14 protein-coding genes and 1 tRNA gene are annotated in these 12,817 nt (G+C 53.3%); 14 read left to right on the forward strand and 1 reads right to left on the reverse strand.

From position 1 onward, the window contains the following. The first annotated feature begins 147 nt into the window (after nt 1-147). Together FXF75_RS05620 and FXF75_RS05625 are read left to right on the forward strand one after the other, a co-directional pair. Nucleotides 148-381 (forward strand): hypothetical protein, encoded by a 234-nt coding sequence (locus FXF75_RS05620; protein ID WP_163520547.1) that lies wholly within the window; start codon nt 148-150, stop codon nt 379-381. Nucleotides 382-475: 94 nt separating this feature from the next. After that, nucleotides 476-550 (forward strand) — tRNA-Val (locus FXF75_RS05625). A 288-nt stretch (nt 551-838) separates the two neighbouring features. Here the strand turns inward: FXF75_RS05625 and FXF75_RS05630 are convergent. Next, complete coding sequence (locus tag FXF75_RS05630; RefSeq protein ID WP_163520549.1) at nt 839-1,675, reverse strand: hypothetical protein; 837 nt, start codon at nt 1,673-1,675, stop codon at nt 839-841. A gap of 495 nt (nt 1,676-2,170) precedes the next feature. Here FXF75_RS05630 and FXF75_RS05635 point away from each other — a divergent pair, with 495 nt between their 5' ends. The 12 genes from FXF75_RS05635 (at nt 2,171) to FXF75_RS05690 (ending at nt 12,741) form a co-directional block, all read left to right on the forward strand. Further along, complete coding sequence (locus FXF75_RS05635; RefSeq protein WP_163520551.1) at nt 2,171-2,554, forward strand: hypothetical protein; 384 nt, start codon at nt 2,171-2,173, stop codon at nt 2,552-2,554. Between the two features lie 6 nt (nt 2,555-2,560). Further along, entirely contained in the window at nt 2,561-4,102 is a 1,542-nt protein-coding gene (locus tag FXF75_RS05640) for a hypothetical protein (protein ID WP_163520553.1), read from the forward strand. Continuing rightward, complete coding sequence (locus FXF75_RS05645) at nt 4,102-4,968, forward strand: hypothetical protein (RefSeq protein WP_163520555.1); 867 nt, start codon at nt 4,102-4,104, stop codon at nt 4,966-4,968. The genes FXF75_RS05640 and FXF75_RS05645 overlap by 1 nt, the downstream gene beginning before the upstream one ends. 37 nt (nt 4,969-5,005) lie before the next feature. After that, nucleotides 5,006-6,133, forward strand: coding sequence for a hypothetical protein (locus FXF75_RS05650; RefSeq protein ID WP_163520557.1), 1,128 nt, complete (start codon nt 5,006-5,008; stop codon nt 6,131-6,133). A gap of 2 nt (nt 6,134-6,135) precedes the next feature. Continuing rightward, the gene (locus tag FXF75_RS05655; protein WP_163520558.1) at nt 6,136-6,303 is read left to right on the forward strand and encodes a hypothetical protein; all 168 of its coding nucleotides are present in this window, start codon (nt 6,136-6,138) and stop codon (nt 6,301-6,303) included. Between the two features lie 22 nt (nt 6,304-6,325). Then, a complete protein-coding gene (locus FXF75_RS05660; RefSeq protein WP_163520561.1) occupies nt 6,326-7,123 on the forward strand; it encodes a hypothetical protein in 798 nt (265 codons plus the stop codon). Nucleotides 7,124-7,138: 15 nt separating this feature from the next. Then, the gene (locus FXF75_RS05665; protein WP_163520563.1) at nt 7,139-8,002 is read left to right on the forward strand and encodes a hypothetical protein; all 864 of its coding nucleotides are present in this window, start codon (nt 7,139-7,141) and stop codon (nt 8,000-8,002) included. Then, nucleotides 7,999-9,051, forward strand: coding sequence for an ATP-binding protein (locus FXF75_RS05670; protein WP_163520565.1), 1,053 nt, complete (start codon nt 7,999-8,001; stop codon nt 9,049-9,051). The genes FXF75_RS05665 and FXF75_RS05670 overlap by 4 nt, the downstream gene beginning before the upstream one ends. 134 nt (nt 9,052-9,185) lie before the next feature. Beyond that, nucleotides 9,186-9,959 (forward strand): hypothetical protein, encoded by a 774-nt coding sequence (locus FXF75_RS05675; protein WP_163520567.1) that lies wholly within the window; start codon nt 9,186-9,188, stop codon nt 9,957-9,959. A gap of 45 nt (nt 9,960-10,004) precedes the next feature. Beyond that, nucleotides 10,005-10,325: a hypothetical protein gene (locus FXF75_RS05680; RefSeq protein WP_163520569.1), complete on the forward strand. Its 321-nt coding sequence runs from the start codon at nt 10,005-10,007 to the stop codon at nt 10,323-10,325. Between the two features lie 162 nt (nt 10,326-10,487). Further along, on the forward strand, nt 10,488-11,318 hold the full coding sequence (locus FXF75_RS05685; RefSeq protein WP_163520571.1) for a hypothetical protein: 831 nt from the start codon (nt 10,488-10,490) through the stop codon (nt 11,316-11,318). 67 nt (nt 11,319-11,385) lie between these two features. Next, complete coding sequence (locus tag FXF75_RS05690) at nt 11,386-12,741, forward strand: Eco57I restriction-modification methylase domain-containing protein (RefSeq protein WP_163520573.1); 1,356 nt, start codon at nt 11,386-11,388, stop codon at nt 12,739-12,741. Nucleotides 12,742-12,817 lie beyond the last annotated feature (76 nt).

The following is a 12,817-nucleotide window of genomic DNA, read 5'->3' on the forward strand; positions in this document are numbered from 1 at the left end:
TGACACGGCGAGCCAGTCGTTCGGAGTTGGGACCCGAGACGGAACCGACGAACCGCCCGCCTGTACCGGCACGACCGCTCGGTTCGACCCCGACGAGAGTAAGAGCTATATCTGTCCTCGTACTAGGAACAGAATGGTGTGCGAAAGATGAACAAGCACTTCGAAGACGCGTGGTACTACGCCCGACGCACCGGTAAGCACCTCGCACGCGGCGTACGCGAGGAACTCGACCCGGTCGAACGACGGTTGCGAGAGGCGACCGGCCGCGAGCGCGAAGAACTGACTCGCCTCGAACGGTGGCGCAGGGAACTGCGAAACACCGAAACCGAGACCGCTGACAGAGCGCGACACGTCGTGCGGAAAGCCCGTCGGCGGGTCTGAACCTGTCGGGGATTCGGCGAAGCCACAGTCGGCAGTCGATTTTCCGACCGTAAAGTAAGTCTTAAGTCCCGGAAGAGGAAAGCATGGAACGCGAGGGTCGGTAGTCTAGTCCGGTTATGACAGCTCCTTCACACGGAGCAGGCCGGCGGTTCGAATCCGCCCCGACCCACTAATCGAGTTCCGCTTTCTGAAGGACGAATAATCGCAAGACGGCTGCAAGGTGATAGTCCCGCGAGTCCTGTTTCTGGGTTTGAAGTCATCAGGTTGGCTGACGCGGGTCCAGTACGTCACGGGGTTATTCTGAAGGAGTGCGCGTTACCTTATGTATCTCAGTATCCGTTAGCGTTCGCAGCATCGAAAGCCAACGGTGTTAGTTTGTCAATGCTGTAGTAGATGTATCACTTCTATTGGTTCCATTTAACTCCATTTCGGTCTCTTCACTGGAGTTTCAACTATACTACACCAACGCACGAGCATATATGAAGGCGGTTGTGAGAGTGACCAATTGCGACCGAGTAGACAATTCCGTTTCAAACGGGTTGAGTCCGTATCTTGAATAGAAGAAATTGACTGGAACTCGGAGGATGATAGCTCCAAGTAGCACCACCGCAGTTGCTACACTCCCACTCACAACAACGGTGACTACCGCCCACAGTCCTACAAAAAATCCGGCCAACAGACCAAATGAGAGATAAAAAACCCAAGTAGAGGAGGTAGGTACTTCACCTGTAATCTCACCGTATCGAAGCCAGTTCAAGCTAGCTGGTAGGTTATCAGCTTGGGACATACTTATCGCTCGTTTTCCAAACTGAGCGAACCGTTTCCGGAAACTTGCAATATCGCTATCTTGGAAGCCATTATAACCAAGCACAGCCGCGTAAATAAGGAGGTCTTTGAACACCAGTTCTTGTACCGCAACAAAGGCAAATATAAACACGAAAAGTATCAGGCCGAGATAGAACGCAGATGGTAGTTGAAGAGGGAGTCGCAGAGTTAACCAGTCTGCAAGCAAATCAAAGAGATAGAGAAGAGAGACATAGGTGACGAACACGATATAGTGTGTTGTTTGGTTCAGTACCAGCGAAGAGTTTGCGTAACGGCCAAAAACAGCCATCCACCGGAAGAGGGTTACAGCGAGAAATCCGATGGCAAACACTTTCAAACCAGTATATGCGAGTCCTTGACTCGGGAAACTGAGAACTGCGGTTGCTAAGAGCGCACTAAATGCGATCTCGAAGGCGACCGAGGATTCCTCATCAAGGTGGAAGACTTCCGAGGGAGGAATCTTTTCCATGTGCTTACAGACAAATAGAGAGTTTGTATAAATCCACGCTATTTGGCCGTCTTATCAATAGTTTATCTCTGATATAGAGTAAGAAGGGGACACCGGTTCGCAAGTGTATCGCTTGATTTTCGCGGGTCTCACTGTTTGTATACGGGGAGATTCACTTGCGAGACGGTGTGTTACGGGAGGCAGTTTACACTTGCGACGTGGTGTGTGTCGGGGGTGGTTTACACTTGCAATCGAGGTTCGTAAGTCAGCGAAATGATAAGCGTGTTCTCGAAGGGTTCGAGGATTGAATTGCTGGTTTTCACTTGTAATCTGGAGGGTCTTTGTCTAGACCGTGTGGGAAGTGTTTGCACGATGAAACCCTTTTAAGCGTTGAACCATCCACCGGACTGTGAGTTCTGGATTGGTCTCCAGACCCGCGTACACGATTTATACCGCGTAAAGCGGCGTGTTCGTGTTTGAATCGACCAGCAACAGTTAATTCGGTGATTCAATAGAATGTCAAGCTACGATTTTGATGGAATCGACATCCCGCTTCTGGCGATTTTCGCCCTTCTGGGCGTCGTCACAACCGGGATCGGCAGTATCAGTCTGTTCGGTATCGACTTCTCAACCACTCTGTTCAGCGCGGTCGGGTTCGACATCTCGTATGCGTTCGCAGGTAGCGTTCTGAGCCTTGTCGGAATCGGCGCAACGAACGAAATCGACCCGACTGACCTTGAAGCCGAACAGCGAGCATTGCTCGGTGCTGCGCTGTTCGTGCTTATCATCCAGAGCGGTGTTCCGGAAGTCAACTCCGCGATTACTGGTAACGACTTCGTTGGTCTCGCAGTCTTCCTCCTTGAGGCGGCTGCGGCGGCCAGCATCTCCTACCTCGGATAACAATCCATGAGTGACGATGCACAGTCTGACAAACAATCTCCCCTCCGGTCGGTAGCGACGGTTGTCGCTGTCGTCCTCCTCATCTCCACCGCAACTCTCACACCCATTCTTGGGCCTGCCAGTCCTGTTATGCGGGCGTCAGCGACCCACGAATGCGACGGAGTGGATATGGTTGTCGCCGTGTTCTCCGCTGGACTCGTGAACGGGGATAAGTGCGGAGATAACCATACGAGTCACGTCATTGAGGAGATGCAGGAAACCGAGGCGAACGAGACAGAAGTTGATATTTACGAGGGTGGTCTGTCCCTGAAGTCTCAGAACCGTCCTGTCCTCACGTTCGCCGAGAACTACATTACGGACTCGGAGACGGTGGCATGGAGTAAAGCCCGTGCGACCGTCCTGAACGAGTACAAAGCCGGTGTCTCAGAATCGGTGGCGAAAAGCCGCGCTCGGGGCGCTGTTTCTGACTACTACGCGCAGAAACAGTTGAACCTGATTCGGGCGTGGAACTCGACCGTTCAGCAGTCTACGTATCTGCATAATCAGTCCGTGATGGAGGAGAAGGTTAACGACAACTTCATGTATGCTTCCGAAGGCGAAATCGGGTCTGAGTACACGAACGGGACTGTCAACGGTCTCGATACTCGGCAGGTTACGCTCGTGAACGGGTCCACCGTTACCGTCCAAACTATTGAGGTGACGACGGATTACTACGCGAACGGGTATCATCCGACGAATTACTCAGTAGGCCCCATTGAGGGAGCTATCGAGACTGGTGGTGACGGTGCGGCTAGTCCTCCTAAAGGAGTGTACGTCCATGCCCCGAACGATAACTACCAGACGAAGAACGTCGTCAACTTCACCCGGTGGATTCAGGCGAACAACCAGATTGAGTCCACACAAACCCGGTTGAACGACAACGTGGACAAGTTCGTGAACGGGACTTACGAGGAGTACCAAAGTGGGGAACTCAATGCGTCCGAGTACACGTCCTCGCTGACGCTCGCGCAGGAATACTCCACGAAGTACAACGAAACCGGGTACTGGGTGTACGCAGTCGCGTCACTGTCTCAGACCGGTCTTGAAACGCCTGATCTCGGGAATACGTCTGTGATGACTGTTGAGACGAACGGGCAGACGTACACCGGGATGGTGATGAGTCAGTCTGCGCCGAACGGTTCTACTTGGGAGGTGAACGAGACGTACAACCCGTCGAATATCGACGGTGTGCAGCTCCTCATCACAACTGATGGTGGGAAGCAAGAGTTGACGAGCAACTTCACGATCACGGAGATGCGGAACCCGGACGGTGAGAAGATTCAGCAGACTCACCTGAAGGAGTACAATTACAAGACGGCGAATGTCTCCGAGTTGAATCGGTTGCGTGAGGATTTGCAGGAGTTGAAGCAGGAGATTGAGGAGCGTGAGCCGACTGCCGGTGGGGGTGCGAGTGGTACAGGTCTGGGCAACGTGTCCATGGAACAAATCGCGGCGATTCTCGCTGTCTTGGCGGGTCTCGCCCTCATCTCAAGTCGAGATAAACAGTAATGAGTAACAACACAGATACAACGAAACGGTTTGCGGCACTCGTTGCCGCACTTGCGGTAGTAGCATCGGCATTCACAGGGGCAACTATTGCTGCCTCTGTGACTGGAAACGAAGGCGTCGTCTTCCCCGACCCTGCCGACAACAGTACAGACGACCGTACTGGGATTGCAGTAGGGGTTGACGCGATGAACGCCACAACTAACGTCACAATCGACTCTGTGACGCTGAACGGAACTACGGTCTCAACCAGTTACACGGTTGAGCAAGGAACTGTGGCGACGATTTCGACGTTCTCCGGGAATAACACGGAGGATATGCTGTATGTCGATATTGCTGATGTCCCACTTCAGGGGAGTGTTGACGTGACGTACACCGTCAACTCGACGCAGTACACGGACACCATCAATTACGACATCGACTCTGACGACGACGGTGTCTCCGACAGTCAGGACGAGTACCCTGACAACGCTCCGCAGACAGTGACTCATAACCGTAGTGCGGGCGAGTCTGTTGAGAGTGCTTACGTCGAAGCCACTAGTGATGGTAACGTGACTGTGAAGGTGTACGACGCGCAGAACGGTACTCTGCTGAACTCGTACACTACGTCCGTCAACATCTCGTCCAGTGAGAGTAGCGAACTTGTCACGGTAGATGTTGGCGACGGTAATCGGACGCTTGACCAGTACGAGATCACGTATGAAGCCAGTTCAAACGTGTCTGGGACTGGCCTCATCTACCAAGCGAACTCAGGTTCCGGTTCCTCATCCGGTTCGTCTAGTGGTCTCAGCGGGTTGAGTGACGCGCAACTCGGCGGTATCGTCGTGGTTGTCGCTGGTGCCGGTCTCGTGCTTCTGAAACGGGACTAACCACTGTCTAGACGCTTCTCTTTGGAGGTGACAACATATGTTCAACAACAATAACAATACGAATGGAGGTGAGACACGGAAGGGAGCGTTGAGCGTCCTGCTTGCTGTGTTTGTCGTCGCAAACGTAGTTACGGGGGTAACTCTCGCGGCGACAGGAACCACGTTCATCAGCGTCTACAGTTCCGAGTTCCAGTCAGAACCGACCCAGATGACTTCTAGTGGCGCTGCAACCTATGACGCCACAAACAACCGGATTGTCGTGTCCGCGTCCGGAAGTTCGAGTAATGGCCGGTGGGCGTATACTGAAGGTTTGAGCGGGGAGTTCCGGGCGGAATACAACATGACGATGAACGGTGGGAACATCAATATGCTGTACGGGGCGGACGATGCTGCTTCCCCGTCTACAGGGTACTATGTGACGATGAAATCTGGGGATAGCATCGTGTTGAACGATGCGTCCGGAACCTCTCTGAAATCGTCTTCGTTCACGTTCAACAACGGAGAATCGTATCACGTTGAAACGGTTCTTGAGAATAATACGTTGACTGTGATGATTGACGGTGCGACGGTGTTGACGCATGAGTTCTCGAATCCTGATGCGTCGGGGTCTGTTTGGGCTGTTCGAGGGTTCACATCATCGTCCGGGGATAACTACGTGAGTAGTTTGACGCTGTACGATACTGATAGCGACGGCGACGGTATTAGTGACGATGATGATGAGTACCCATTCAACGCCCCGAAGACGTTCACTCACTCATCCGTGGACAACGAGACGGTTGATAAGGCGTATCTGGAAGCCAGTAACGGCAGTCTCGACGTTTCGTTGTATGGTGTGAACTCGACTAGTGGGGAGCGTATCAAACTCTCCGAAACCCATGCGGACGTTGGTAGCGAGACGACGCTGGTGACACTAGATGCTGTCTCAGGATATGATGAGTACGATCTGGAAGTCCACGGCAATGCCTCGGTCGAGAGTCACGGCTTGCTGTACGAGTCGAACGCTTTCGGGGGCGGTGTTTCCTCGGAGACGTTCAACGATGGTATCTCGTCGGTTCTCGGCGGTATTTCGTCAGCATTTACTGGGCTTCGGACGGGACAGATGGCACTCGGCGGGTTGATACTCGTCGTTGGCGCGATCCTGTTCATCAGGGAGGGAGGTGACTAGACGTGTTCTTCCTCCTGTCGTTCGTGTTCAGCATCCTTGACGACTTCCTCAAACCAATCATCGCTATCGTCGCATTGGTGCTGATAGCGCAAATCCTCGGTATCGACGTAATCCACATGGCGGAACAGTTCATTCAAACACAGATTCAGAACGCGATCTCGCCGTTCTGACGCGGTTCTTTCAGTTATAACTATGAAGGCAAGCAAAATGAGTATAGCGGCGCTGCTGGTCATTCTCGTAGCCTCTAGTGCCGGTGCTGGTGTCGTGGGTGCGGACACGGGCAGTACCACGAGTACGCCCACGCACAACACTACGACTACGCAGACGCCCACAACAACGACCACAGACGTATCGACTACCAACCAGCAATCCTCGACGACAACCCAGACTACGACGACTACGACGACGGAGAGTATCGAAGAACAGGTTCGAGAAGGCGTTGAAGACGCCACAGGTGACAACTCACCGGAGACGAGTCAGTCAAAGACCGGGAACCGGGACTGTGTTGAAGTCGTCACTAAGAGTGGGAATACGACGACCAAGCAGTGCGTCTCGTCGTGGCACTACCAAATCGACAACTCAACCACCATCGTCGCAGCCGACTGGGAAGGCCCAGTCGTCACGCTCGTCATTGAGAGTGACCGTCCGCAACGAGTGAGCGTGGTGGACACTCATTCAATCAAAAGCACTGGTGCTGGCGACGTTCGATACGTCGAGAGGACGCTTCGGAGCGGGAAGAATGTCGTCAAAATCCGCGCTAACGAGAAGAGCGGGGATAAGACGTTGACGATTGGAACTAGTAACGATCTGGACTACATCAGCGACCCTGAAGCACCCTTCCTGAGTAACGGTATCAGAACAGAACTGCTCTACGTCACGGGTGCTGGTGGTGCGACGAGCGTGCTTCTAGTCGCATTCCTGTTCTGGAAGTACAAACGCCGGAAACTGAGCAAGGGCTGGACGAACGTGTTTGAGGATTACAGCCCATAACAAGGAGGTTTAGTTATGAGTATCAAAGAAACTGAGAACGATTCGACGGTAGCTGAACAGACTGTTGAACGACTCAAACTCGACAAGGCGAAGAAACGCCTGACGGCGGTGAAAATCCTGTCTGGAACAGGTCTCGCCGGTCTTGGACTAGTCGGTGTCGGTGCATGGATTCTGACGGGACACGACATCGGAACCCTGCTTACAGACGAGATAAAGACGTTCGCTGTATCCCTTGTCGGGTTCGGGATTGTATTCGCCCCGGCAACTATCTGGGGTGTCAAGAAGCTCTGGAACCCTGATTTAGTGTTTGTTGTGCGTGTGAACGGGACTTTGACTGATGTAGTGGACATTTACGTTGCCTCTCCTGAACGGTGGCAGGACGTGGACATCGTTTCCGGGGAGCCGTACTCGTTCACGGTCGGTGGCGCGGTTGTGTATCTCGTCACGGACTTTACCCACGTCTCCAAGGTTGCTGAGGACGACGAACTCGCTGACCACATCCCGGACGACACCTCTGGGTATGTGGCCGCAGGGAGTTGGTTGGGCGAAGCCTCGGATGCAGACATCGTGTCCGCTCGTCACGAAATCGAAGGCAACCGGCGAAGAAACAACGCATGGGCGCGTATTGGTGAGAAGCTATACAGTAAGTTCGAGACCGTCGCTCAATCCGTCGAGAGTCGGCATCACAAGATGATGACCGACAAGAGCATGGATATGAGCCTGTACGACAGCGAGACCGTCAAGCAGGAAGCGGCGGCAGCTGTCCCCGAGTTGGAGGAGTACGATGAGTCGAAGTCTATGCCTGAAATCATTGAGGATGAGGTTGAACAGCAACTCCGAGAAATCAATACCTCGGACAATGGGGGTGAGCGACGGTGACGAGTAGTGATGATCGTTGGGTTGCCGCCGAACTACGCGAATCCCTCTCGGCAGGGGATCTCCCTGCCCTAGCCGAAGCCGGGTTGCTGTCGGGTGACGACCTGCAATACTTGTTGTCGTACAAGCGGTCTGTTCCGGACGCTGAAGATACTGACAGGTATCAAGAACTGTTGATGCAGGCCGTGTCTGAGAAGATGAACGGTGCTATCGAAGCCGGGAATCTGTCTGTGATGAGTCACGCAACGGGTGTGAAGTCCAAGAGAGTCGACACATCGTCGTGGCAGGCAGTTACAGAACTTGTGGACCTATGGAACTCTGACGACCGTGACGACATGCTGAACATGATGGTGTACGCCCCACTCCCTCCGGAAGGGCCTACAGGCGTCGGTAAAACCGATTTTGCGTACACGGTGATTGAGGCGGGTATGCGGGCGTATCCGGGGTTGTCGGTGGCGTCGAACAATACGAGTGACGAGTTCGCTGATGTGCAGGCATGGAGTGAGTTGGAGGAGTGGTTAGAAGAGCAGGACGGGACCAAAGCCTTCCTGCTCGATGAAGCCGCGCAAGTGCTTCAATTCGCGGATATGCGGGCAGGGAAGGCGCTCAGTAAACTCATCAAGCTCCTCCGAAAATATCAGTGCCACCTCATCGTCATTTCGCATACCGGGAAGGACATCCCGAAAGACATCCGCAGAATGGTGTTGCTATGCCGGAAGGAGTCGAAGAAGAAGGCCACCATCGGGGTTGGTCTAGACGAGGTGAACGGTGATATGCAGATTGACCGGGAACTGCTGAAACTCGGCAATATCCCTCCGGCACGGTTGGAGTACGAGTCGATCGACGACAAGGGAGAGTTCGTGTTCGACATGAACGACGAAGACGAGGCCGGGGCGTCGGAAGACGACGGTGACGAGTCGCCTGACCGGGTGAAATGCCGGGGTGTGAACAAGGAAGGCGAGTCGTGTGGGACTCTTACTGACCACGAATCAGGGTTCTGTGAGTGGCATCGTGACCAGTGGGATGGTGACAACGATCCACGGTTCGAATAGCGTGAGCCGGTATTACGTGCGTGTGTGCGCGTGCGGCATTGGACAGGGGGTATCGGGGGAGGGGGCATCGGGACAGACCGCTCTCAGAATTGCGTTGGGATACTCTTAATTCAGTTTCCTGTTACCATGTCCGTATGGACATCGCCGGGGAAGCACAGACGTATGAACGCGAGTTACTACAACAGCGAGAAGAATACACGCCTGAACATCCGAATAGTGAACTCGCTCACCACTTGCTGACCGGAATCTCGCGTCTAGACGCTGTTGTCTCGGAAATGAATCAGCGGTACTCCTCGTATATTGATTCCCGTCACGAGTTTCAGGACATTTTCGTGATTAAGGGCGTGAATGCGTTAGAGTCGCTGTACCTGTCCGTCAAGCATCGGCGCTATGATTCGGCGTATCGGGATGTTCGGTACTTGATTGAGACGTATCTGTTGGTGAAGCACTTGAACGAACACAAAATCAAGGCGTCACGCATTCACTTTCGGCAAATGGCGGAAGTACAGGAAGAAGTTGAGAATTTATCGTTGTTGAGTCGGCATCGGGTCGCGTCTGTGGACGAGTTCTATGATATGATTAGGGAGGAGAAGCAGAATTATAAGGAGTTTGACGACGGGTTACAGACGTTCAACTTTCTCAGTAATCGGAGCGCACATCCGCACCGTATCGCAGGAGCGAGACTAGACGGTGATCATGTCGTGGACGAGGAGCAGCAGGCGTTTGAGTGGGCGTTAGATATGGTGATTGGATTGTGTATGGAGTATGCGAAACTGTACGCTGATACGCCTGCGTTCGAGGTTATACGTGAGTCGTTCAAGCCGTTGTTTGAGGCTATTGACGAGGTTCATGAGCCGCAGAGTTTTCTGGAGTTGTCGCTGTCTGACCCGATTTTCGCTGGTGAGTAGGTCGGTGTAACCCTTATCCCTTGAGAGTCCTCGACGGGGCTGTGTATGTCAACAGACATTGAGAAGATAGGTGAATCAAGTAGAGAACAAGAATCGGTGTCCGGAGACGACCTTACAGAAGCAACGTTAGAGCGCCTGCACGAACTAGAACAGGAGAACGAGCGTCTCAGGAAGGAGAAAGAGATTGCACGTCAAAATCTGCATACGGTCGAAGCTGAACGTCGAGACCTTGCCTGCGACGTTGAACTGCTTGAAGCAGAGAATCAAGCGTTGCGACGTGAGCAAGCTGAACTCGTTCGCCGGATAATTCTTGATGAGGGGTCTGTGATGGACTTCGTTAACCAGATTGTCGAAGGCAAGGTATGACAGGGCCAGATATTGCGTTTATCGTGTTCTCGTTTCTGTTGATGGTGTTGTCGATGTGGACGTTTAGCCGCCTTTTCTCAGCTTAATCCACGATTCTGGATTCTCGCACTCCCGTCAGCAAGTATACAGAGCTAAATGGGTGGCGAGGGGTTCCCTCGGGTAATGGACGACTATCCACAACCGAACAAAGACGAACTTCCAGACCTCTACGAGGACTTGGACGAACTCCTTGAAGACGCAGAAAACGCTATTAAGAAGCATTTCCGCGTAGCCGAGAACGACGAAGGCGACGAAATCGTGTACCTCGGAGACGCAGATTTACAGGCATATCTAGACACAATGTGGGAGGCGCCGAACCCAATGGTAGAACTCTTCCAAGACGTGACCGGACTTTCCGACCGCGAGTTTGAACGCCTCAACGGAATCTCAAACATCGGCGGGTTGAAAGGCCGGAAAACAGACTTCCGTGATGAAGAGAAGACGGAGGAGTTTGCGGAAGAGGTGGCGAAACTACTCCCGGACGAACTGAAACTCGAAACTCTGCTATACTCGTATCAGATTGTGTGGCAAGCCGATCATCGACGCCATTACCGGTCTGATTACGAGGAGACGATTCGGGAGCATCTTGATGAGGCCGGTTTCCCGGTTAAGAAAGATGAATCGTTACCCGGTCAACCAGACTTCGTGATTCCGGAGCAACGTCCATTCGACGTTGTCGGAGAGGTTCGGGTTATCCAGCCGCGTGACTACGACAAGCGTTTCAAAGAGTTCGGGTCGGAAGCGCGGAAGGCAGCGAAGGAGTTCCCGGACGCGAAGTTTGTTGCAGTGGCGAACTTGCCGCCATTCGATATTGAGGAGCGTCGGGAGGAGTTACGGGACATGATACACGATTTGAGCGAAGCTGAACTTCATCAAGTGGTGTTTCCGGACGAACTCGACGGGTTGGTTGAGCAGTTGAATGACTGGGGTGTCGAACGTCAATCGACGTTCTGACGAAGTGCTGCAATTCTCGAGTAGTATATAGTTTTAAGTACCCGGCGTTGGGTAGTAGACGGTATCCATGAAAGGCCATGTCCCAACGCCGGACGAGGTCGCTGACCATATCGTTGCAAAGTTGTTCGACGGACAGAAGCCAGAGCAAGGAGATCGAATCCTCTATCCCGGGTTGGGGACAGGCCCATTCGTTGCGGCAGTTGAACGGTACTGCGAAGCGAACGACTACCCGATTCCGGACGGGGTCGGTATCGACTCTGACCCGGAACTTATCGCGCAAGCACGGGACAACCATACTGACCGTAACGTCGAGGTTGTCGAACGGGACTTCCTCGACGATGTGTCCGATTTGGGTGAGTTCCAATTCATCGTCTCCAATCCGCCGTATGTCCCTATCGAAGGACTAGACGAGGACGAGAAACAACGGTACAAGGAGACATTCGATACGGCAGTTGGCCGGTTCGACCTTTACATCCTGTTCTTCGAGCAGTCGCTTGACCTACTGGACGATAACGGACGGCTTTCGTTCATCACGCCGGAGAAGTTCGAGTACGTTGATACCGGCGCTCCGCTTCGCCGTATCCTGACGAACCACCATATCGAGGAGATTGAACACGTTGCAGAGGACACGTTCAGTGGTCTCGTCACCTATCCTACGATTACTACTCTCAGTAACTCGGAGGCCGAGGAGACTCGTGTGGTTCATCGTGACGGGTCGACGGAGACTGTAACGCTTCCCGGCGACGGTGAGAGTTGGGCGAGTACCGTTCGCGCTGGTGAGATTGAACTAGACGAGACGGGTGTGACGCTTGGTGATGTGACCGTGCGTGTTTCCTGTGGATTGGCGACAGGGGCGGACTCGTTGTTCGTAATGGAGGAGGACGAAGTTCCGCCGCAGTTGGAGGAGTGGGCGTGGAAGACGACGTCGGGGCGGCAGCTCTCTACGAATGATGGTCCTGAGTCGGGGACACGAGTTATCTGTCCGTACAGGAAGAACGGGAATCTGATTCCGGAAGACGAACTTGGCGATCTTGGTGATTGGTTGGAGTTGAATGAGGAGCGGCTACGGGATCGGTCGTGTGTTGAGAAGGGGAAGGTGTGGTACAGTTGGCATGAGAATCCGCCGATGCAGGACGTTCTTCAGCCGAAAATCGTGTGTCCGGACATCATTGAGGAGCCGAAGTTCTGGTTGGAGACGGAGGGTGACGTAATTCCGCGTCACTCAGTGTACTATATCATTCCGGAGGATAGCGTTGACCTGCATGAACTGCATGACTATCTGAATACGCCGGAGGTGCAGGAGTGGATTGAGCAGCACGCTCAGAAGGCGCACAATGATTACTACCGGATGCAGAGCCGGGTGTTGAAGAAGCTCCCTGTTCCGAAGGACTGGGGAGAGACCGTCCAACAAACACTCGTCTAGACGGGGTTCTTTCCAGTGTTTTCACTTGGACCACTCAGAATTGGAGTCGGTGATTCTGTGTTGTAACGGTCAGTAG

Source organism: Halorussus sp. MSC15.2 (genome assembly GCF_010747475.1).
Taxonomy (GTDB): domain Archaea; phylum Halobacteriota; class Halobacteria; order Halobacteriales; family Haladaptataceae; genus Halorussus.